We start from the raw sequence: 22,086 nt of genomic DNA on the forward strand, positions 1-22,086 counted from the left end.
CGAAACCGATGCTCTTGACAGTCAGTTCGTCGGGATGGCATAAGAAAGGTGCGAAACAATCTTTGCCCACCCCTCGCGGTGGTCTCCAAAGGCCCTCGAAGTTCCCGCTTCGTGGGCCTTTTGCTTTGCCTGGTTTACGTCACTGTCTTCAGCTCCTTACGAACGAAGGCTGCTTCGAGAGCACAGGCGATGGCTTCTTGACGTGATTTGAAGCGTCCTCTCTCGACAGCCTCATCGATCGCGTCCCCCGCTGGCTTGGAAATCCAGACATTCATCTCACGGTCTCCCCGCTCCCTGCGGAGGTTGCGCAGACGTTTGACCCGAAGGCTTCTGGATAAGTCAGCCATGGAAAGCCACCCTATTCACCCGATAGCGTTTCGAGTGTTGCCCGATTCTGAGTTGGCTGTGGAGTCGGAGCGCAAGAATCCATTCACAATAATTGGATTCTCCGTTGGAAAACTCCTTTAGGCAGAATCAATTAGCTCAAAAGCCGAATCAATTCGCAAGTAAAAGGCTGGTTCCGCTTGACCCAGCATTACGCACTTGATTCTGTGCCCCCAGTCATTGAACCGGTACCTCAAGGCCCACCCCAACGTTCTTCTCTCGAAGACACAGTATTGTGTCTTATTGATCCGGCTTGGGTGAACTTGAACTATGCGGCATAGCGGAATGACGGATGCCCAAAGTAGCTACGGATTCGGCCGGGCGACTTGGCGAGCCGACGCATGTGGCTGATGACGGCGCGCTTGAGGGCGGGCTTGCTGCGGGCGGGTGGTCTCCGCGTCACGGCGTGCTTCAAGTCAGCGTTCAGCCCCTCGTCCGGGTTCAGCTCCGGGCTATAGGAGGGCAGGGAGAAGACCTCGATCTGCTCTTGGTGCCCGACCAACCAGTCCTGCACCGCCTTGGCCCGATGGACCGGCAGGTTGTCCCAGATCAGGAACAACTTGCCGCGGGCCTCCTGGATCAGCCGCCCGAGAAAGCGGATCAGGCTCGGGGCCTTGAGCGGGTGTTGTCACGTTAACTTGGGTTTGACACGCGGCCGTGTAGACGGGCCGGCATGAGCAAGCCTGTCAGCTACAAGCGCCACCGCTTTCCGCCTGAGATCATCGCCCATGCGGTCTGGTTGTACTTCCGGTTTCCGCTGAGCCTGCGGCTGGTCGAGGAGATGCTGCTCGAGCGCGGCATCCTCGTCTCCTACGAGACCGTCCGGCGCTGGGCGCTGAAGTTTGGGCCCGACTATGCGCGCCGCCTCCGGCGCAAGAGGCCGAGCTGCCGCGACATCTGGCACTTGGATGAGGTCGTGGTCACGATCGCGGGCCAGAAGCATTGGCTCTGGCGGGCCGTCGATCAGGACGGCTATGTGCTCGACGAGGTCGTCCAGACACGCCGTGACACTAAGGCGGCCAAGCGCTTGCTGAAGCGTCTCCTGAAGAAGCAGGGCGTGGCACCCAAGCGCATCATCACCGATAAACTCGCCTCGTACGGAGCCGCCAAGCGAGAGGTTATGCCAAGAGTCGATCACCGGTCGCATAAGGGCTTGAATAACAGGGCCGAGAATTCGCATGTTCCGTTGCGTAAGCGAGAGCGGGTGATGCAGGGCTTTCGATCGCCGGGAGACCTACAGCGATTTGTCAGCGTGTTCTCTGCGGTCCGCAACCTCTTCGTTCCGCCACGTTCCCGCCGCTCCGCCCATGCCACCCATCTTCACCGCCTCACCGCCATGGCGGAATGGAAGTCTGCGGCCAACATTGCTGCTTGAGCCTGTCTGGCGGCCAAATCGGCCTTAACGCGCTTGGCGGCAGTTAACGTGACAACGCCCCACAGCGATCTCGACGAGGCCAGCCTTCTGCTCGAAGCGCAGCACGCCGTCGCGGTCGCGGCCATGGCGCGCCAGCACATAAGCCGTGCCGACATTGGGATGGCCGGCAAAGGGCATCTCAGCCGTGCGATGGAAGATGCGCACACGGGCATCATTGGCTGGATCGTCGGCGGGCAGAACGAACGTTGTCTCGCTGTAGTTCATCTCCGCCGCCAGCGCCTGCATCTGCCCGTCGGATAGCCCACGCGCATCGGTGAAGACAGCCAGCGGATTGCCACCGAAGGGGCGGTCGGTGAAGACGTCTACAGTCTCATACGGAAAGCGGGGCATGGCAGGCTCCAAAGACCAAGCGGATTCAACCATTTCCTACCAGCCAAGCCGGCTGAAAACTAATTCAGCGACGGAATGTGACTGATCACCTTTCCTGATTGTCGGAGCTGGCCTGATCGGCTTTCTTTCTTTGGCATTGCAACGCCTCGAGCCACCAGACGTTCGCCCGAGAGTCTGCGCTGGGTCAAACTGGGCCGTTGGGCTTTGCCTTATGAGGGTCAGCTTACCCTATGACTACGGAAGTTCGGTTTTCTTCAGCTCCGTGCCAAAAGCGGGCGTTCCGGATTCTTGCCTCAGGATTACTACTCGCCCGCGATGCAAGCACTCATTGAAATTTCCTTAGAGCTCACTCAGGTCCACCGCATCTTCAGCCATGCATCGTCCCCGGCGTCTTGATCCAGCGCGTCTCATTCAGCGCGGGTGTGGCACAGGTAGGCGCCTTCGCCTGAGAAGCTCTCGCCATACATTCGAAGGCTCCGGGGGCCGATCAAAGCCTCGGCATCCCTGGATGCGGCGCCAACCGGGTCTGGGCGGCCAGACGTATCGGTGCGTTGGCGGCACCGAAGCCCTGATAGTCGCGACGCTCGACGATCTCGAAGAAAAAGCCATTCTCCAGTGTCTTCGTATAGACCTGGAAGAACTCCGCTGCACCGTCCCGATCATAGAGGATGTCGCCGGCCTGCAGTCGTGACAACTCCTCCTCCGACAGATCGGTCCGAGCTTCCAAGTCTTCGTAATAGTTCTCCGGTATAGGCAAAATCTCAACGCCATTTACTTTGAGCTGTTCGACAGTTGCGAAGATATCTGTTGTCGCGAGCGCAATGTGCTGAACACCTGAACCGAACATATCGGTCAGAAAGCGCGAGGATTGCGTGTGCCGGCTTTGGGAGGCATTGAGAACAAGGCGAAAAGATCCATCCTGCGTCTCGACCACTTGGCTCTGCACGACTCCTCCTGGGTCAATCACGGCTTGGACCGGGGTCTTCTTCACATCGAGAAGAGAGACGTAGAAGAGAAGCCACGTCAGCATTTCCTCATAGAACATTGACTGCGACAAGTGATCGAAAGTCGTGAGCCCGGCTTCCGCAGAATCACCATTGCTGTACTCAATGGGTTCGAAGTCACGGTCCCAGAGACGGTCGAGACCGCTTTTGCGGTCGATGAAGTAAATCAGACTGCCTCCAAGGCCCCGGACGGCCGGGATATCTAACTCCCCTGGTCCCACAGCCTGTTGGAAGGGCTGATCGAGAAGCCCTAATGCTCGTTCGACCGTTGCCGGAGCATCGTCAACTCGCAAGGCAAGGGCACATACGGCGGGCCCATGGGTAATGTTGAAGGAGTGGGCAAAGCCCTCCTTGTCGCAGTTCACCACGATATTGATATTTCCCTGGCGCCAGCGGGTGACTTCTTTCGAGCGGTGCGTGCCAGCCTTAACGAAGCCTAGCCCTGTGAGCACATGCTCAAATGCGCTCGCGCTGCGCTCATCCATGGCGAACTCGACAAACTCCACACCCTGGCAGGTTGCCCGGGGCGGAAGGACGGGTAGGCCCGTCACGGGGACGGCGGTACGCTTCTGGAGTTGATCGAGCATGAAGAGCAGCGATCGCTGTCCATCAACCGCGACACTGCGAGCGGAGCCGGCTCGAAAACGGTCATTGAAGATCTCAAGCGAAAGCAGGCCGTCGAAGCCCGTGGCCTGCAGGGCATCCATGAAGGCGTCGACGGCGAGTTCCCCCTGTCCCGGAAAGCAGCGGTAGTGACGGCTCCAGGACAGGTAGTCCATACTGAGGACTGGCGCATCGGCCATCTGGACCAGGAAAATTTTGTCCTTCGGGATGGACCGAATCGCCGTCAGGTCGGTTCCGCGCGCCAAGATATGGAACGAGTCGAGCACGAGCCCGACAGCGGGATGATCAGCGCGGCGGACCACCTCCCACGCATCACGATAGTCGTTGACATGCCTTCCCCAGGCCAGCGCCTCAAAGGCAACCCGCATACCGCGCGCTGCCGCCCGCTCGCCAAGTTCACGAAAATCGGCCGCCGCTCGATCGATGCCCCCTAGGCTGTCAGACGACACATTGCTGCAGACCATCAGGAAATCGCAGCCAAGCTCCTGCATCACATCGAACTTCCGTTCAGCGCGCGAGAATACTTTAGCTCGTTGCGGCTCGGGCATGCCTTCGAAATCGCGGAAAGGCTGGAAAACCGAGGTCACAAGCCCAAGATCCTCGACCATACGGCGCACGTCTGTCGGGGTGCCGTTGAACGAAAGGAGATCGTTCTCGAAGATCTCGACCCCTTTGAACTGGGCGGCGGCAATGGCTTGGAGCTTTTCTTCAAGGGTGCCGCTGAGACAAACGGTGGCAATGGCAGTCTGCACGGCTCTCTCCCTTTTCCTGTCACTTGTCGGTCCGCCAGGATTGATCGAACAGGACCACCCCACCGATACCTCGGTTCAGTTTTGTTTAGGGTCGATCAGTTGGCAAACCCTGACTCATGAAGTGGTGTAACACGCCCCGAGATCAACAGGACTGGAGGGGGCAGTCGGCCCCTGCCACGGCGACCAAGGCTTCTCTTCCCGGTCCAACACTGTCAGGATTGTTGACCCGGACGTGTTGGTGGATCGATTTACCCGCAACGGTGTCGCCGCTTTGCTGCAGGTACAGCCTAGCCGCAGCCCCGATTTGGCGGTTCGTTGAGGCGAATGGGCCTGTCATCGGCAAAATTAGCCCAATTTATCCCAATCTGTACGGAGCCTTGAGCCCATGCGAGCGAGCCGCTGAGCAAGAGCGGCAATGCCGTCGCACCCGCTTCCAGTATAGTCCGTCGTGTCATTTCCGCCTCTCGGCTTCAAGCATGCCCTACATGTTCAAGTGCTCCAGGTCGGAGTGTGAGGATGCCGATCTGCATAAAGTTACAGCCTACAGTATCTCGATCGCTCGACCCGATGCCGCGGCCTCTTTTACGGCGGCGATCACTTTCAGCGTCTTTAGTCCCTCCCGGCCTGAAACAACGGGAGCCGCGGTGCCCCGTATGACCTCGCAGAGGTTACGAACCTGCAGGCCCAGCGGATCCTTAGAGATCACGGGTAAGCGTTCCCGGGCGATTGGCTTCCACCAGTTCGACTCGGTTTCATGGCGCCACAGGTCGAGATAGGGAACTGTGAGAGAACCTCGGGTACCACCAATCCAATAGCAGGTTTCCTGCGTGTGGCTGTAGGCCGGGTTCTCGCCGCTGGTGAACTCCCAACTCCACGGTGCGGCAATGGTGTCAGAAACGTTCATCGTCCCCATCGCACCACTTGCGAACCGCAGGAGAATGACGGCAGTTTCCTCAACCGCATTCCCACGAAGGGCATTAGACTCGAGCGCCTGGACTGAAACTATGTCGCCGCACAGATAGCGGAGGAGATCCACGTCGTGGATCAAGTTGAGGAAAACCGGGCCTGCGCCCTTCTCCCGGCGCCAGGGAACCTCAAAATACTCGTCCGGCTTGAAAAACCAGCAAGTCCCGTGAACGGAAACGATCTGACCCAGGCGCCCGTCGTCGATCGCCCGCTTGGCCTCTTGGATTAACGGATTGTGACGCCGATGATGGCCGACCATCAGGGGGACACAGGCATGCTCGGCCGCCTCGACGAGCGTCGTTGCTCCAGCCACATCATCGGCAATTGGCTTTTCAACGAGTGTGGGTACGCCCGCCGCAATGCATGCCAGCCCATTTTCGACGTGCAATTGGTTCGGAGTCGCGATGATGACGCCTTCCGGCCTCTGGATCTCTAACATCCCCGCAAAGTCTGGATACCAAGCGACGGCCTTCTCCTCCGCCAGAGCCCGCGCCGTGGGCGAGGGATCCACGATAGCCATCAGGTTGGCGTCAGGCTGGGACAGCACATGCTCGATGTGCCGTTTGCCAATCAGCCCGGCGCCAAGCACCGCCAGATTGACGGGCCTCGACAGACTGTCCGCGACGGTCACGCGGCCTTCTCGTCGATCAGCCGCGCCAGCCGGCGCAGCGCGAGGGTGTAGCCCTGCGTTCCGAACCCGGCAATGACGCCGTCGGCACGGGTAGAGACGAAGGAGTGATGCCTGAACGCCTCACGTTTGTGGACATTCGAGATATGGATCTCGATGACCGGTCCCTCGAAGGTGTTCAGTGCGTCCAGGATCGCAACCGATGTGTGGGTGAAGGCGGCTGGGTTGATGGCAATACCACCGGCAGCCTCCCGCGCTTCGTGGACCCAGTCGATGATCTCGTACTCGCGGTTGCTCTGGTGAAACCGGATGTCGAGCCGGAGTTCTTCGGCGACTTTCCGGCACTCGGCTTCGACATCGGCAAGGGTTTCGTGGCCATAGATCTGCGGCTGGCGTTTGCCCAGGAGATTAAGATTAGGTCCGTTCAATACGTAAACGAGGCGGCTCATAAGAGTTCCTTTGCAGTACAGCGATTGAGAGAGGAATGCGACCTAGTGGTGGGCCAGGATTTCACCCAGGAAGGCCCGTGTTCGTGGATGTTGCGGGTCGCGGAAGAAGGTGTTCGGCTCCGCCTCTTCCACGATCTCGCCGTCCGCCATAAAGATTACCCGATCTGCGACCTGGCGGGCGAAACCCATCTCGTGGGTGACGCAGATCATGGTCATGCCGTCCCGGGCAAGGCCAATCATCGTGTCGAGCACCTCCTTGACCATTTCGGGATCGAGGGCTGACGTCGGTTCGTCAAACAACATGGCCTTGGGTTCCATGCACAGGGCACGGGCGATGGCCACACGTTGCTGTTGGCCGCCCGAGAGCTGCGCCGGGTATTTTTCAGCCTGGTTGAGAATGCGGACCCGATCCAGATACCTTCGGGCCGTTGCCTCGGCTTCCGCTTTTGAGGCTCCTCGAACGCGCATTGGCGCCAGCGTACAGTTTTGCAGCACTGTCATGTGCGGAAAGAGATTGAACTGCTGAAACACCATTCCAACCTCGCGCCGTACCGTATCGATGGTACGGGCACTGTTATCGAGTGCCGTGCCGTCGACGATAATACGGCCCTCCTGGATTGGCTCCAGGTGATTGATGCACCGGATCAGCGTCGATTTCCCCGAACCGGAAGGGCCGCAGAGCACGATCTTCTCGCCGGGACGAACCTGGAGGTTGATGGATTTGAGGGCGTGGAAGCCACCATACCACTTCTCGACGCTTTCCATAGCGATCAGCGGGGCAATGGTTGAGTTGGAAGATGGCATGGCTGGCTCCACTTTTTATTGATGCAGTTATTGCTGAGGCGGTTCGATTCAGCTGACGGTGAAGGGAATGCCATCCAGGCTCGCCGGGAACTCCGGTGGATCCATCTTCATCCACTTCTGATAGATCTTGGCGAGCTCACCGTTGGCCTTGATCTTGTCGATGAAAGCATTGGCGGCCGCGTTGATCTCTTTTTCCCCCAGCCGGGTGCAGGCCCCGTTGTAGAGCTTTGAGAACTCGAGTTTATTCTCAAAGGTGTCGGGCTTCGCTTGGTTGAGACGCTGGACATAGAACATGTTAGCGCCGACCGCTTGGACCTGCCCCGACACGAGGGCTTGGATGGTCGCGGCGTCATCATCGAAACGACGGATCGTCGTGCCAGAGGGTGCGTTGTTGGTAACCTGGGTATCCTGAGTGCTGGAGCGTGGCACGCCAATCACGTACTTGCCCATGTCGGCATTGGTCTTGATCTCGGTCGTCTTCGCCGCCACAAGCGAGATCACGTTTGCCACATACGGCTTGCTGAACTGCACGGACTTGGCCCGGTCCGGCAGCATCGCCATCGTCGCGAACAGGATATCGACACGCCCGGTCGTCAACGCCGGGATACGGTTTGCCACGGCGAGCGGAACGAACTCCACAGGCACGCCGAGTTCCTTACCGAAGAGCTCCGCGATGTCAGCGTCAAACCCGTCCTGTTTGCCGGCGCTCGTGACGAACCCCCACGGCGGGTTGTCGCCTTGGATACCGACGACGATCTTTCCCTTCTTCTTGATTTCCTCGGGTGTGATGGCCAGGGCCGACCGGGTCATCAAGGCGGGGGCTGCGAGCAGGGCAGCGCCGCCCATCAGAACATGGCGCCGATTGAATCTCGATTTGTTGATGCTATCCATGACGTTTTTCCTCCGGTGAATTTTTTTACATGTCAGGGGGTGTCGCCGGGCTGCTTCACCGGGCAGCGGCGGCAAACCGTTGTTCCAGCCATGTGCCGTAGACGGACAGCGGCCAGCAAAGGATGAAATACAGGGCGCCCACGATCCCAAAGACGAGCAAGGGCTGGAATATCTGATTCGAAATGATGCTTCCCGCACGTGCCAGCTCCGTAAAGCCGACAATCGCCGCAAGCGAGGTTCCCTTGATGAGCTGAACAAGGAATCCAATCGTCGCTGGCAGGGAGATCCGGATTGCTTGCGGCAGGATGATGTCCTTCATGCGTGACCTGTAACGAAGGGCCAATGCGTTGGCCGCCTCGGTCTGGCCACGCGGCACCGCCTCAATGGCTCCTCGCCATATCTCACCGAGGTAGGCGCTTGCATGCAGGGTGAAGCCGATTGCAACCGCAACCCAGGCGTCGAGCTTAATCCCCACGAGGACAAGTCCATAGTAGACGACAAACAGCTGCAGCAGCAGGGGCGATCCCTGAAACACCGCGATATAGCCCGCTGCGAGACGCTCGAGGACGCGGATGCCCGAGGTACGGGCGAGCGCAACAAGCAAGCCTGCGACCGCACCACCGATGAAGGCAATTCCTGACAAGGCTACTGTCCATTGCAGTCCTTTAAGGAGAAAAAGAAACTCGTCCCAACCCATGTTCTTCTCCCCTCACTTCACCGGATAGTTGAAATAATGCTTTGAGATGAGCCCGAACATTCTCATCAGCAGCCAAGACATGATCAAGTAAAGGACCAAAACGACCCCGTAGACCTCAAAGCTGCGGAATGAGTTGGATTCGATAATCTGCGCGACGGAGGTCAGCTCGTATGCGGCAATGGCCGACGTGATGCTGGTCGTCAGGGTCAGCAGGATGAATTGGCTCGTCAGTGATGGATAGATTGCCCTGAGAGCCGGCTTGAGGACGATCATGCGGAACACGTCCGCCTTGTGAAGGCCAAGGGCGAGGCCGGCTTCGATCTGCCCTTTGTTGATCGACTGCACTCCACCGCGAATGATCTCAATGGCATAGGCTCCGCCATTGATGCCGAGTGCAATGATTGCGGTTACCGTCGGATTGAGACGCACGCCGGCGAGAGGCAGTGCAAAGAAGATGAAGTAAATCTGGACGAGGAAAGGCGTGTTTCGGATCAGTTCGACAAAGGCCCTGACAAGCCAACGCAGGGGCTTGATGTGAGAGTCCCGTAGAACAACGCCGCCGATCCCGATGACAATAGCAAGCGCCATTCCACCGAGCGCAAGTCCGAATGTGCCAAGGCAGCCCCACAGCAGGTTGGGCAGCCCCTCGATCACCGGGCCAAAATCGAGCTGATAGTCCATAGCGCTTCCTCTGTCTCAAGCCGATCTTCTCAATTGGACCAGTCGATGAGGGTGTTGCCGCTCTGCCATCCTCAGGAGAGCGTCGCGGCTGTGATTGTCTGCTGCGCCGCTTGGAAAACGCGCCGCAAATGCTCCTCCGCCGGAAGGCCTGCATTAGGAACTTCGACGGAAAGCGTTGTATGGTCAGGCAGTTCGGCAATCAGTCGGGAGAGGGGCAGGTCACCCTGCCCCGGGGGGAGACGACCAGCTCGCGCCTCTTGAATGATGGCTTCCGTGCTCGTTGGCCGTATTGCAGGTGCGTCGCAGAGCTGAGCGCTCATGATGAATTCGGGCGGTAGCGCGCTCACATCCGCAGGGTCCCCACCGGATCGGGACAGGTGAAGGGCATCGACCAGGAGCCCGCCATTTCGGCGGCCTGCATCCCGCACGACAGCCGCAGCGTCATGGATCGTCCTAACCTGGCGCCAGGGCATGACCTCGAGATCAACACCCATGCCAAACTGACCGGCCAGATCACACAGACCCGCGAAGTTCGCAATCAGGCGGCCGCGATCGGGATCATCGCCACAGACGCTAAGACGTTTGGCTCCCAGCGCTCCGGCAGCCTCAAGCGTTTCAGTGAGGGAGGCCGGTACAAAGTCTTCGGTAATTGGCACGAACTCGATGTCATAGACGTGGACGCCGTCCCCGTCGAGGCGGCGGCACATCTCTCGAGAAACGTCACTTCCTGCTGGCAACGCGTAGAAGGGTGCACCTGGAAACGCTGGGTAGAGGCGAAGCCCAACGGCCTTATACCCGATGGTCGCCGCAAGAGGGACGAGATCGAGAGGCGCCACGTCGATGCAGGTAAAGTGTGCAAGGCCCAATGGTGGAGGCGTATGTGGCTTCATTCTGGCGCTTCCGTTCAATGCCAATCGTCAAGGCGCAATTTTGCCGGTTAAGTGGTGGAGAAGGTTGGTCCCTGTTCGATGAATGTGATCGCGTAATCGTTTGCAGGCGAACTCGACGTCTCTGGCGACAGCACCTTGGGCAATTTCATTGTGTTCGGCGCTCACGTTTCGGTCTCCTGATGTCGCCCGGAGGAAGGTTCGGCGATAGCGGTCATTCAGGTTGAGCATCCTTCGGCAGAAGCTCAGGAGTTGAGGCATTCGGCAGCCTGCAATCAGGGTGAGATGGAATTCGCGATGATAGGCTTCCCATTGCTCAAGCGTTTCTGGAATAGCCGGATCACGAACCGCGCGATTCAGGCGATGGAGCGAGCGCATGACATCGCCTTCCCAATCGACATCCCCGACAGCGATGGCCTGCCTTAGTGCATATGTCTCGAATTCTTCACGAAGCTTGGTGAGTTCTTCCAAATCGGAAAGAGAAATCGGCGAGACGCGGTAACCGCGATTATCTTCGAATTCGACCAATCCATCTGAGATCAGCCTGGCGAGGGCTTCGCGCAACGGGCTCAGGCTGACCGCGAAGCTCTCACGCGCTCTCTCTAGGTTAATTTTGCTGCCCGCCTCAAGCTGGCCAGACACGATTGCCTCACGGAGACGATCGACCAACTGACTTGCGATAGTATTCTTTCCGTCGTCAACCAGAGCTGTGGAACGATGAGCGTGGCGAAGCTCCCCTGACTCGATCGGAGGCGGGGGCGAGGCAATAGGAGCGCCTCGCCTCTGATGGCGAGTATTCGGCTTTGGCACTGCTCCGGCCTCCTCAGATCAGCCGCGCTTAGCGACAGGCGCATTCCATCGACAATCGATAGAATAAACGATTATTCTTGTCAAACTGCGGCGGAACTGGCGACATTATCACGCTAATTTCGACATAAATGTATAATTTGGCTAATTAAAACAGGTACTTGTTTAGATAGTTCGCTCTTCCGGGTGCTGCGCGGCTCGATCCAGTTGATCGTTTATTGACAAATAATCGATTATGATGGAGGTATCTGGGGCAGGAGGTGCGACCATGCTCATCGAACGCCAAGAAGATGTTACGCCAGCCGTCCTTGAAGTCATGGGGCGTACCCGCGACCCGCGCCTACGCGAGATTATGACGTCCTTGGTGAAGCACCTGCACGGCTTCGTTCGCGACGTCAGCCTGACCGAAGCCGAGTTTCGAGAGGCGACCGCCATTCTGAACGAGATGGGCAAGCTCGCGAGCGATACCCATAACGAGATGGTGCTGATGGCTGGCTCACTAGGCGTATCGTCCTTGGTTTGCCTGCTCAACAACGGTGACAACGGTAACACTGAGACATCACAGTCGCTTCTGGGTCCCTTCTGGCGGCTGAACTCTCCAGCCGTTCCAAACGGCGGGACAATCATCCGTTCCGACACGCCGGGCGACCCGCTTCTCGTGAATGCCTGTGTTCAGGATGCTGCCGGAAATCCCGTCGTTGGCGCTGAAGTCGACGTCTGGCATGCCTCCCCCGTGGGCCTGTACGAGAACCAAGATCCCGAGCAGGCAGAGATGAACCTCCGTGGCAAGTTCACGACCGACGAGGACGGTCGTTTCTGGTTCCGCACCGTGAAAATGGTTGGCTACCCCATTCCGACCGATACTGTCGTTGGGCGTCTCCTCAAGGCACAGGATCGCCACCCGTACCGGCCGGCACACCTTCACGCACTCATCTACAAGCCAGGGTTCAAAGTGCTGATCTCGCAGGTCTACGACCCGCATGATCCGCACATCGACACCGACGTTCAATTCGGCGTCACAAAGGCGCTTATCGGCGACTTCATCCGGCACGATGAACCGCATCCCACGTGTCCTGATGTCGCGGCACCATGGTACTCGCTCGATTACGTTTACGTGATGGAGCCCGGCGAGGCGATCCTCCCGCGCCCCCCAATCAAGTAGCGAACGCGAAATCCGCATTTTCAGACTAAGATTTTGACCGACCGGACGAGAGGAAACACCTATGTTGACTGAAGACGAGCGCCGTCGCGCTGCTGAGGAGATCCTGCGCGCCGAGCGTGAGCGAGTTCCGATCCAGCAATTGAGCCGCACCTTTCCGAATATGGAAATTGAGGACGCCTATAGGGTTCAAGATCTCTGGGCTGAGGCTCGGATCGCAAAGGGTGCCCGCGTGATCGGCCATAAGATCGGCCTGACCTCGCGCGCCATGCAAATGGCCTCGAAGATAACCGAGCCGGACTACGGACGCATCCTTGACGATGCCATGTACAATGACGGTGCCCAGATCCGTGCTGACCTGTTCTTGAAGCCGCGCCTCGAAGTTGAGCTCGCCTTCATCATGGGTGAGGATCTCGAGGGTCCTGGGATCCGGACCTACGACGTCTTGCGGGCAACCGAGTTCGTCCTTCCGGCGCTTGAGATTATCGACTATCGCACGGAGGTTCCTCGTGCCATTGTCGACACGATTGCAGACAACGCAGCCTTTGGCGCGATTGTTGTCGGTGGTCGAACGATCCGACCCATGGACATCGATGTCCGGTGGGTTGGTGCGACCCTGTCTAAGAACGGGATCATTGAGGAATCGGGCGTCTCGGCGGCAGTGATGGGGCATCCGGCGGCCGGAATTGCGTGGCTCGTCAATAAGCTTCACGCAGTCGGAGCCAGGCTGAAGCGGGGGCAGATTGTGCTCGGAGGGTCGTTCACCCGTCCAGTCGATATTGCAAAGGGCGACGTGATCCATGCGGATTACGGACCGCTCGGTGCCATTGGCGTCTCGTTTATTTGAGGCCATGATGACAATCCCGCAAAATTCCTTCAAACGCGCCCTCCTCGAAGGGCGCCAGCAAATCGGTCTCTGGTGCAGCCTACCCGGTAGCTATGTCGCGGAAGTCGTTGCAGGATCTGGATTCGACTGGCTTCTTTTCGACACCGAGCACTCGCCAGGCGATCCCCTCACTGTTCTGACCCAGCTGCAGGCCGTCGCTCCTTATGCCGTATCCCCCGTCGTGCGGCCTGCCAGCAATGACACTGTATTGATCAAGCGCTTTCTCGACATCGGGGCGCAAACGCTGCTCGTTCCCTACGTGCAGAATGCAGATGAGGCCCGTCAGGCTGTTGCGGCTATGCGTTATCCGCCCGCCGGGGTTCGCGGCGTCTCGGGACTGACACGTGCGACCCGGTTCGGGCGAGCCGGCGGCTACGCCAAACGGGCGTCCGAGGAGCTTTGCCTTCTGGTGCAAATCGAAACGGTTGAGGCTCTTGCCAGTCTGGAGGAAATTGCTGCGGTTGAGGGAGTCGACGGAGTCTTCATCGGGCCAGCTGATCTAGCCGCAAGCCTTGGTCATGTCGGCGAGCCTGGACATCCGGATGTCGTCGCATCTGTCGAGGATGCGATCCGTCGCATTCGGGCTTGCGGGAAGCCGGCTGGTATTTTGACGCCGGATACCACCTTCGCTGAGCGATGCATCACGCTTGGCACCACCTTTACGGCCGTTGCGATCGATGTCGGCATTTTGGCCCGCACATCGGAAAAGATTGCAGGGCAGTTCAAGTCTAAGTGAGCGGCCACTCTTACCTTTGAGGAGGATCGACATGCCCCCCAGCATGCGGGATGCCGTCATTCGCGACCTTGCACCAACGGGCGTCGTACGCGCCGCCATCAATACGGCCAACCCGGTCCTTGCCCGCAAAGGTCCTGATGGACTCCCGCAAGGTGTCTCGGTCGACATCGCTCAGGAACTCGGCCGGTCCCTCGGCTGCCCCGTCCAGCTCATCGCCTACGAAACCGCTGGACGAGTCTTCGACGCACTCGACCGGCGCGAATGGGATTTGGCGTTCCTCGCCGTTGAGCCGGCGCGGGCAACCCGAGTGATCTTCTCGTCGCCCTATGTGGTCATCGAGGGCACGTACCTCGTCCGCTCTGCCGCAGCCTTCACCAGGGTCGCGGATCTCGACCGCACAGGAACAAGGATCGCTGTCGCTCTGAATGCGGCTTATGATCTGTATCTGAGCCGCCATTTGGAGCACGCAGAGATCGTTCGGACTCCCACCCCTGACGCCGCCCTCGAGATGTTTGCGACTGAAGGGCTGGAAGCCGCGGCCGGCGTTCGACAGGCGCTGGATGCGTTTGCGGCTCAACGGCCGGGTTTCCGCGTCCTGCCGGACCCCTTTATGACGATCAGGCAGGCATTGGCGACGCCCCAGGGCCGAGAGGTCGGAGGGCAGTATCTGAACGACTTCATCGAGAATCTGAAAACGTCGGGTTCTTTGCGTGCGGTTCTCGATCGGAACGGCCAAGCCGGCGTTCCAATTGCAGGGCCCTGACAGAGCCATTCGGGACTCAGGTCTTTCGACAATTTATGACACTTTGGTTCCTCGCAGGGGAGGAAACCGGCAAACGATCAGAATTGGAGACATAGATGATCAGCGGAAAGACAACCTTGATCGCGCATCTCGGATATCCGACCGAGTCCTTTCGGGCACCGATGATCTACAATCCCTATTTCGAGAAGCACGGGATCGATGCCGTAGTGATGCCTATGGGCGTCAAAGCCGAGGACTACCCGGATGTTTTCCGAAGCCTGTTTCGCCTCACCAATATTCGCGGCGCCCTCATCACCATGCCGCACAAGATCACGACGATCTCGCTCCTGGACGAGGTGAGCACAACGGCGAAGGTCGCTGGATCATGCAATGCCGTGTTGCGGCGTTCCGACGGCTCTCTCCTGGGCGACATGTTTGACGGCGCAGGGTTCGTGCGCGGGGTCATGCGCAAAGGACAGAAGCTCACCGGAGCGAAGGTCTTGGTTGTCGGTAGCGGGGGAGTTGGGTCGGCCATAGCGGCCTCACTGGCTGCCGCGGGGATCAGCGCGATTGGTCTATTCGATAATCACTCCACGGCGGCGGAGGCACTCGGCAGCCGCCTACGCGAGCATTATCCTCAGCTTCAGGTCACGACAGGGTCCAACGATCCTGCCGACTATGACATTGTCGTAAACGCGACTCCACTCGGGATGAAAGGTGACGATCCACTCCCGATGGATGTTTCGCGCATTACTCCGGGGACCTTTGTAGGCGAGGTCGTAATGAAACAGGAGATCACTCCCTTTCTTCGCTCCGCCCAGGATAAGGGATGTCCGATCCAGGTCGGGACGGACATGCTGTTCGAGCAAATCCCCGCATACCTGGAATTCTTCGGCTTCCGCAGCACGACACCGGAAGAACTACGGGCTGTCGCCCAGATTACATACTAATCCATGCCTTGGAGCGATAGGGATCGCTCGGGTACTACAGAGCTAGCCAGATCCACCTATAAGGCATAGTGAACTTCAGTACGAGGTTTCGGCGATACAGATCGGAGAAGTCACAAAGTGCCTAGCCGGTGCTGGGTTTATAGCTTGCGAGGGTCTGCTGCGGGTCAAACTGGACGGTTCCTGACTTGCATTGAAGGTCCGCTTGTTGGCAGTGACCTGCCCTTCCGTCTGCGGCCGAAATGGCTTGTGTGGCCCTGTAATATCCACCCACGGAAGTGCTGATCCATTGTTCCGCCGTCATGATCAGAGACAGGCGTATATTGTCGCTTGCTCTCCCATGAAGTCAGAACTTCCCATGCTCTGCCGCGGGTGTGGCCGGTGAGGTCGCGTGGGAGGGCGCCGCCCAGTTGAGCACGCATCAGGCCGGCGGCCTTCGGCGCGACCTGCAACAGCGACAAGTCCGTCAGCCTGCGCCACAACTTTGCCGATCGGGCCCTCCCCCGCGCATGGGCCTTTGCTCACCCTCCCATCGTCAGCCAGCCTCATGGGTGAGCCCTGGTTACACGCCACGTCTGCCAGTCATACGCTCCGCTGAACGGCTCGCGATGTACGCATCCACTGTCACCTCAGCCACACGGCTCATCAACGGAATTTCCGCCATCGGACGGCACGCCAGAACCTCCTTGGCGGCTACGAAAAACTCCTGCCAGGGCTCCTCATCCTCACAGTGGCGCAGCAACAACGCGATCCGAGCAAGCCGGTCACCCCATTTGGTGGTGTGCTCAGGCAACAGGCTCTCTTGCACGAGGGTAACGCGCTTTGCCCGGGCCATCCGCTTGCCATCCAGCAACTGCTCGACTGCCGCGCCGTCCTCAAACCGGGAATCGAGGAAGCCGAACCGGTCGACCGCGGCACGGCTCCTCGCTAGTAGCTCAGCGGTTGAATCAAGCGCGGCCGGATCCGCTTCAGCCGCGAGCATGGCCAGAAGGCGCTCAAGCGGCAGGGCCTCAGGCTGTAGCCCTTGCAGGGCCGCCGTCTCGACGAAGTCCAATAACGCAAACGGCGGCAGTGTCCCGGACGCCAGGTTCTCGGCGAGGGCGTGGGCTGCCGCAAGCCGCACATACTCCAAGCTGATCGGAAACACCTCCATCCCGCCCGCAACCTGATCCAAAAACTCCTCCATCTCTGCGTGGGTCAGCCCATGGCGCGCCCAGGCGTCCCGGACCCCCACCCCAGCTTTGACCAGCAAACATCCAATCGCCTTTTGACGACCTTCTCGGGCGAGAACAAAGATGCTCTGGGCTCCGGCTCCATCGATCCCGGAGGCCAGGGCATCATAGACCTGCGACTGGGGCCAGGACGCGCACTCCACGCCCGTGCGCCGACAGGCCTGAATCGCTCCATCCAACCCGGGCCGATCGGTCTCGGGGAGCCAATTGCGAAGCACAATCAGGCGCCGGAGCATGCTGCCTGAAACAGCCCCGTGGCGGGCCGCGTGTGCGAGGGCGGAGGCCACCGCATGGCGCACCTCAGCAGACGGATCGAGCAGCCATCCCACAACGGCCTCTCGGGCTCTGGCCTCACCCGTCTGAAGCAGCGAGATGCCCATGCTGGTGCGGTGGTCGGCCGGGAGGGCCCCTGCCATCTCCAGCATCTGGGCGTGGAGCGCGAACGGGTCGCCGCCGACCTCGTCCGCGAGATCCTTCAGGTAAGCCTCGAAATCGCCGCCGCTCCTGCCAGCTCCTTGCTCCAGGCCGATTTGCTCGACCAGGTCCGCCATGAGGCGCTGGAGTTCGGCACCAGGGTCAAGCTTGGCGTTCGAAAACTGCATCAGAATCATCATGAGCAGGGTCGGCTCGACCCGGCCAGAGGTTCCCGCCTGCAACAAGGCTCGCCGGATGGCCTCAGCCAGCTCGCGGGCCGATGCTTGTCCGTTCTCCAGGTTCATCCGGATGACCTCCAGCACCTGGCCGATCATGTAGACATAGGCGGCGACCAACTGCTCGTTGGGCCGGGCCTTGCGCCCTTCGGTCACAAGCATCTCGATTAGATCGAGGACGGCCGCTGGCTGCGCTTCCAAGACCTGCGATGCGGCCCAACTGTTCGCCCCCGGGTGTCCCGTGGCGACATCAACAGCGACGAGTTTGCCGAGGCGGGCAAGTGTGGTGCGGTCTGTCATGGAATTGCTCGGTCGGTTGCTGTCCTGATCGATGGATTCTAACCCCATCATCAGCGGTTTGCACTCTGATCGGGTTTCTCTCTCCGCTCCCAACATCGACCCGGCTCTATAAGAGCCGTTGCGGCTTGTGTGATGCGCTTACCGGCGGCAGTTTGACCGGATCTTTGGCCTGCGCACGGGCTACAAGGACCTCGACGAGTTGCTGGCCCGGCTGGCGCGGAGGAAGAACGAACTGCTGCGGGTGCTCGAGCGGCCGGAGATCCCGCTGCACACCAATGCGTCCGAGAACGACCTGCGCGCCTGGGTGATCAAGCGCAAGATCTCCGGCGGCACGATGAGTGCCGATGGGCGTCTGGCGCGTGATGTGATGTTGGGGCTTTCGAAGACCTGCCGCAAGCTTGGACTGTCGTTCTTCGACTATCTTGGCGACCGACTCGGCCTGAATGGGGATCAGCCGAGAATTCCGCCCCTTGCCGACCTCGTCGTCCGGTCAGCCTGAGGCCCCCGGCCCCCCAAACTGCCCCGATGACCCGAAAGCTACGCTTTGTCGTGAAGCCTAAGCTTTTGATATAATTATGTGTGGGCGCAGCAGAGGAAGCTAAGCAGGAACTGGCTACGGCGTGTACGTAGGATGCACGTTGTTTTGTTGGGCGGCATCGTGAGCGGCCTCATTTGGAATCCGATCGCGGAGGCTTGTGTCGGCCTCTTCTCGTCAGCCGAGCCGCTAATGCCTTTGTTTTCAAAGCATTTTCGATCGTTCCGGGGAAGCTCTCCCCTCCCCGCCTAGTTAACAAATTGGCTTGAAAGACGTCTTCAAACGATCAGTTGAACGCAACTTCCGACTTTGTACAGAGTCCAGATTGAGGACAGCAAGCCTGCACTTTTGTCCCCTCCCCTAGCCACGTTTGCTGGCTCTTGCCTGTACCCTTGGCTCGTATTGATTAGGAACGCCTGTGATCGTGGCGCAGCGTTCAGCAATGTTCCCTGACAGCCAATCAAGTCCCTGGCCAATAGGATCATGCTACAGTCGAACCTCGATGGAATGATCACCACAAAATTTAGCTAGGTAGATCAGAGGGCAGGAGGGAACCTCCTGCCCTGAGCAGATTATGTCGACGGATTAGCTTCCTCAAACTCCCGGAAAAGCTGCTCAATCTTCGAGACAAGAAATGCGCCGAACTTGCTGTTTACGGTTTTGTCGATTTGAATGGCAACACGATCGTCGGAATCTGTTATCCGAGCGACACGTCGGCCATAGGCGTCCTTCAGGAAGATCTGCGGTTGCGACTGAGAGGGTTCTACACGCTCCTTCTTGGACAGCTTGGCAACCAACGCCGTGAAGCGATCATCAGAGCTTAGGTCCTGGAAGTCGGGCTTGGTGACGATTTCCGTGGCGCGATCCAGGCACTTGTTTTCCTTGAACAACTCAAGCAGATCGTTCCAGCGTGTCCGTCCGATGCCGGGAGCGGCACCGACAGCCATTATGATGCTGCGCGGAATTTTCGTGCCGACCGCAATAAGGCGTGAGAGTTCACTCTTAGAAGCGGCAAGTGCGGCACCGATCACGTTGCGGTTGAAGCCTGATTCCTCAAGCTTCACAGCGAACATGGCTTTTTCGATGTAACTCAGATCGAGGCGGGCATTGTTTTCTTGCCCCTGTGCAATCACAAGCTCTTCATCGGTCAAATTACGAACGATGGCCCGTACGGTAATTCCGAGCTTCTTGGCCGCGGCAAGACGCCGATGACCGAATGCAACTTGGTAGCGCCCCGAGTCCGTTGGATTTGGCCGGACTAGGATTGGAACAAGTTGTCCGCGGTTCCTGATCTGCTCGACGAGCGTGTCGGTAGCTTCGTCGGAACGCTCCATACGATCAGATACGAACGATCCATCGATCTTATCAGTCTCTAGCTCCACGACGGTGTCGCCGGACTCAAGCTGGCTCTTCAGAGCTGCAATCTCAGCGTTCGTTTGTCCCCGCAGATTCCCAAGTGCCGAGCCGACAGCACCAACAGCGTTTGCAGTCTTGGCTTGGGAGACGTTCCAGCCCATTCCCGTACGCGTCTGCGGCGCAGCAGGGGTAGGCGCCGGTTCAGTTGTGGATGTCGTAATGGGTTCGGGCTGCTCCAGTGCGGCCTTCAGCTCGTTTTGGACGAGCGCGAGAGACGGCTCTGCCGGCATGGGAGTGTTGTTCTCGATGCCGAGAAACGCGGATCTATTGCGTCCCATTACTTTCTCCCCCAAGCCTGCTTGATCAAATCTTCGATTTCTGAGTTTACGCTGTTCAACGATTCCATCGCTCGATCGTAGGTAGATTTCGAAAACTGTTCCTTTGGGACCTCATAGAGGGTCTGCTTCGTAATCCCAGCATCGGCAATGGCTGTGCTCTTGAGCATCGGATTGTTGAACACGAACTCCGGGAACTGCTGGCGCATGAATTTGACCATGTCGGATTGAGGCCCGTCGCCAGGTTCGAAGCGAGTAACGAGATACCTGACCCAGTCGAAACGGATTTGGCCCCCGGCATCTTTCACGTGCTCAAGCAGGTCCGACGCCATGGTCAGGAATTGGCACATGGACATCACATCCAGCATCTGAGGATGCACTGTGATGACCATAGAGGTCGACGCGCTTAGAGCCGAAAGGGTGAGGAAGCCGAGTTGAGGCGGGCAATCGATGATAACAACATCATAATTGTCCTTGACCTCAGAGAGAGCCAAACTGATCCGCTCGAAGAACATCGGTTCGTTTGGACCCCGGGACACCAGCGCCTTTGGCGTATCGTACTCAAAATCCTGTAGCTCTAGATTGCCCGGAAGCAAATCGAGGCCTGGGATATAGGTTGTACGAATGATCTCGCTTGGGTGGCGGGCCTGATCGTCATACCGGATGCTGCCATAAATGGTTTCGTTTCGATTGACATCCATCTCAGGCTGGAGCCCGTGCAATGCTGTAAGGCTGGCTTGAGGGTCGAGGTCGACAGCGAGGACTCGATACCCGTTCATGGCTAGGTACTGAGCAAGGTGCGCCGCAGTTGTTGTTTTGGCGCTGCCCCCTTTAAAGTTTACACAGCTGATAACTTGTAGGTGCTCATGTTCAGCCCGGTGCTTTACGTACTGTCTTCCAGCCTTGCCTGTTTCATCCAGATAGGCGCGCAAGGCATGAACATCCTCAAGGCTATATTGACGACGTCCGTTCGGAAGAACTTCAGGCTGAGGCCCCTTCCCTTCCAAGGTGAGTTGCCGGAGATAGCCGTCTTTGACGCCAATCAGTTTAGCTGCTTCGATGGACGTAAACTTCCGCAGAGTCTTGCGCGCGATCGGAGGATGGAGGGCGAGGCGTTGCGAATGGAGCTTCTCAGAAAGTCCTTTCGCATGCGCCCGGAAGATCTGCTCATCAACCCATTGAGGTTCGTCGGATTTCAGCTGTGCAAGGGCCATGTGATCCCTCCTAGATACGGAAGTGTCGCCGCAAAAGCGGCCGCTTGCGTAACTAGAAGCTCGAAATCCTTTACAATTGGTAAAAATTGCCCTTTCGAGCGGCAAAAATTAGGGATGTTCGCAACGTTTTGTCAGAGAGCGGGATCGCCCGTCGCCCCTGCCCTACCCTTGAAGTTGACAGGTGGCAACGGTTGATCGGAGCCGAGTTTATTGGATTTGCATCTAGCGACGGACCCGCAGTTGACAGATGTCAACTCGTAAAGCGATCTCTCCATCCTTGGGGGCTGCCCAAGTGAACGGCTTAATGGCGCTAAAGCTATCCGGCTCCCTGCCCCATTGGCGAGGAGTTGACAGGTGTCAACTGGCATGGAGGACCGTGGTACCTTCCACAGGATTTCACAGATCGATCCTCCGGTACCCTCGGGTTGCGGATTCTGTAGTTGACAGGTGTCAACACCCCATGGAGGCCGCTTTGGTTAGAAGGTCCTCCTATCGACCTAAAGCTCATTGAGCATTCTGCCTGGCGAGTACAACGGTCGCTCAGCGTAGGTAAAAAACTGACTTTTGGAGCACGCACGGTTTGATCCGGTTGACACCTGTCAACTGTCACAGTCTTCAGGTTGAATGCCTGGCGCCAATCCTCGCTAGGTTGGGG

General features: G+C 58.6%; 20 protein-coding genes and 2 pseudogenes. 7 read left to right on the plus strand and 15 right to left on the minus strand.

What is annotated here, in order from left to right:
• Positions 1 to 134: 134 nt before the first annotated feature.
• A complete protein-coding gene (locus tag DDF70_RS36555; protein WP_162820371.1) occupies positions 135 to 347 on the minus strand; it encodes a hypothetical protein in 213 nt (70 codons plus the stop codon).
• A 305-nt stretch (positions 348 to 652) separates the two neighbouring features.
• On the minus strand, positions 653 to 988 hold the full coding sequence (locus DDF70_RS13040) for a transposase (RefSeq protein WP_425374072.1): 336 nt from the start codon (positions 986 to 988) through the stop codon (positions 653 to 655).
• A 69-nt stretch (positions 989 to 1,057) separates the two neighbouring features.
• Here DDF70_RS13040 and DDF70_RS13045 point away from each other — a divergent pair, with 69 nt between their 5' ends.
• A complete protein-coding gene (locus DDF70_RS13045) occupies positions 1,058 to 1,759 on the plus strand; it encodes an IS6 family transposase (protein ID WP_114945296.1) in 702 nt (233 codons plus the stop codon).
• 54 nt (positions 1,760 to 1,813) lie between these two features.
• Here DDF70_RS13045 and DDF70_RS13050 read toward each other — a convergent pair.
• The 10 genes and pseudogenes from DDF70_RS13050 to DDF70_RS13100 form a co-directional block, all read right to left on the minus strand.
• Positions 1,814 to 2,149, minus strand: a pseudogene (locus DDF70_RS13050) (PhzF family phenazine biosynthesis protein); the annotation flags it as partial.
• 487 nt (positions 2,150 to 2,636) lie between these two features.
• A complete protein-coding gene (locus tag DDF70_RS13055) occupies positions 2,637 to 4,529 on the minus strand; it encodes a bifunctional sugar phosphate isomerase/epimerase/4-hydroxyphenylpyruvate dioxygenase family protein (RefSeq protein WP_114945297.1) in 1,893 nt (630 codons plus the stop codon).
• Positions 4,530 to 5,070: 541 nt separating this feature from the next.
• Positions 5,071 to 6,108, minus strand: coding sequence for a Gfo/Idh/MocA family protein (locus tag DDF70_RS13065; RefSeq protein ID WP_114945343.1), 1,038 nt, complete (start codon positions 6,106 to 6,108; stop codon positions 5,071 to 5,073).
• Positions 6,109 to 6,122: 14 nt separating this feature from the next.
• Positions 6,123 to 6,572: a type II 3-dehydroquinate dehydratase gene (aroQ, locus tag DDF70_RS13070; RefSeq protein ID WP_114945298.1), complete on the minus strand. Its 450-nt coding sequence runs from the start codon at positions 6,570 to 6,572 to the stop codon at positions 6,123 to 6,125.
• 42 nt (positions 6,573 to 6,614) lie between these two features.
• Positions 6,615 to 7,376, minus strand: a complete 762-nt coding sequence (locus tag DDF70_RS13075) for an amino acid ABC transporter ATP-binding protein (RefSeq protein ID WP_114945299.1) — start codon at positions 7,374 to 7,376, stop codon at positions 6,615 to 6,617.
• 48 nt (positions 7,377 to 7,424) lie between these two features.
• Positions 7,425 to 8,258 carry a transporter substrate-binding domain-containing protein gene (locus DDF70_RS13080; protein WP_425374073.1) on the minus strand — a complete coding sequence of 278 codons (834 nt, stop codon included), beginning with the start codon at positions 8,256 to 8,258 and terminating at the stop codon, positions 7,425 to 7,427.
• 64 nt (positions 8,259 to 8,322) lie between these two features.
• Positions 8,323 to 8,964, minus strand: a complete 642-nt coding sequence (locus tag DDF70_RS13085) for an amino acid ABC transporter permease (protein ID WP_114945301.1) — start codon at positions 8,962 to 8,964, stop codon at positions 8,323 to 8,325.
• Between the two features lie 12 nt (positions 8,965 to 8,976).
• Positions 8,977 to 9,645, minus strand: coding sequence for an amino acid ABC transporter permease (locus DDF70_RS13090; protein ID WP_114945302.1), 669 nt, complete (start codon positions 9,643 to 9,645; stop codon positions 8,977 to 8,979).
• 71 nt (positions 9,646 to 9,716) lie between these two features.
• Positions 9,717 to 10,535 carry a sugar phosphate isomerase/epimerase family protein gene (locus tag DDF70_RS13095; protein WP_114945303.1) on the minus strand — a complete coding sequence of 273 codons (819 nt, stop codon included), beginning with the start codon at positions 10,533 to 10,535 and terminating at the stop codon, positions 9,717 to 9,719.
• 27 nt (positions 10,536 to 10,562) lie between these two features.
• Positions 10,563 to 11,279 carry a GntR family transcriptional regulator gene (locus DDF70_RS13100; RefSeq protein WP_170316071.1) on the minus strand — a complete coding sequence of 239 codons (717 nt, stop codon included), beginning with the start codon at positions 11,277 to 11,279 and terminating at the stop codon, positions 10,563 to 10,565.
• Between the two features lie 328 nt (positions 11,280 to 11,607).
• Between DDF70_RS13100 and DDF70_RS13105 the strand changes: the two genes are divergently transcribed.
• From DDF70_RS13105 to DDF70_RS13125, 5 genes are all read left to right on the plus strand, one after another.
• Positions 11,608 to 12,501: a dioxygenase family protein gene (locus tag DDF70_RS13105; RefSeq protein ID WP_114945304.1), complete on the plus strand. Its 894-nt coding sequence runs from the start codon at positions 11,608 to 11,610 to the stop codon at positions 12,499 to 12,501.
• Positions 12,502 to 12,562: 61 nt separating this feature from the next.
• Positions 12,563 to 13,345 (plus strand): 2-oxo-hept-4-ene-1,7-dioate hydratase, encoded by a 783-nt coding sequence (hpaH, locus tag DDF70_RS13110; RefSeq protein ID WP_114945305.1) that lies wholly within the window; start codon positions 12,563 to 12,565, stop codon positions 13,343 to 13,345.
• Positions 13,346 to 13,352: 7 nt separating this feature from the next.
• Positions 13,353 to 14,120 (plus strand): 4-hydroxy-2-oxoheptanedioate aldolase, encoded by a 768-nt coding sequence (gene hpaI / locus DDF70_RS13115; RefSeq protein ID WP_114945306.1) that lies wholly within the window; start codon positions 13,353 to 13,355, stop codon positions 14,118 to 14,120.
• A 31-nt stretch (positions 14,121 to 14,151) separates the two neighbouring features.
• A complete protein-coding gene (locus tag DDF70_RS13120; RefSeq protein WP_114945307.1) occupies positions 14,152 to 14,883 on the plus strand; it encodes an ABC transporter substrate-binding protein in 732 nt (243 codons plus the stop codon).
• Positions 14,884 to 14,978: 95 nt separating this feature from the next.
• Positions 14,979 to 15,812 carry a shikimate dehydrogenase family protein gene (locus DDF70_RS13125; RefSeq protein WP_114945308.1) on the plus strand — a complete coding sequence of 278 codons (834 nt, stop codon included), beginning with the start codon at positions 14,979 to 14,981 and terminating at the stop codon, positions 15,810 to 15,812.
• Positions 15,813 to 16,371: 559 nt separating this feature from the next.
• Here DDF70_RS13125 and DDF70_RS13130 read toward each other — a convergent pair.
• Positions 16,372 to 17,991 carry a hypothetical protein gene (locus DDF70_RS13130; protein WP_162820381.1) on the minus strand — a complete coding sequence of 540 codons (1,620 nt, stop codon included), beginning with the start codon at positions 17,989 to 17,991 and terminating at the stop codon, positions 16,372 to 16,374.
• A gap of 136 nt (positions 17,992 to 18,127) precedes the next feature.
• Here DDF70_RS13130 and DDF70_RS13135 point away from each other — a divergent pair.
• A pseudogene (locus DDF70_RS13135) lies at positions 18,128 to 18,490 on the plus strand (IS66 family transposase); the annotation flags it as partial.
• A gap of 608 nt (positions 18,491 to 19,098) precedes the next feature.
• On the opposite strand, the gene repB reads toward DDF70_RS13135, so the two are convergent.
• The gene (gene repB, locus DDF70_RS13140) at positions 19,099 to 20,220 is read right to left on the minus strand and encodes a plasmid partitioning protein RepB (protein ID WP_114945310.1); all 1,122 of its coding nucleotides are present in this window, start codon (positions 20,218 to 20,220) and stop codon (positions 19,099 to 19,101) included.
• Positions 20,220 to 21,431, minus strand: coding sequence for a plasmid partitioning protein RepA (gene repA, locus DDF70_RS13145; protein ID WP_114945311.1), 1,212 nt, complete (start codon positions 21,429 to 21,431; stop codon positions 20,220 to 20,222). The genes repB and repA overlap by 1 nt, the downstream gene beginning before the upstream one ends.
• Positions 21,432 to 22,086 lie beyond the last annotated feature (655 nt).

The sequence above is a fragment of the Microvirga calopogonii genome (assembly GCF_003347665.1).
In the GTDB taxonomy this organism is placed as follows: Bacteria; Pseudomonadota; Alphaproteobacteria; order Rhizobiales; family Beijerinckiaceae; genus Microvirga; species Microvirga calopogonii.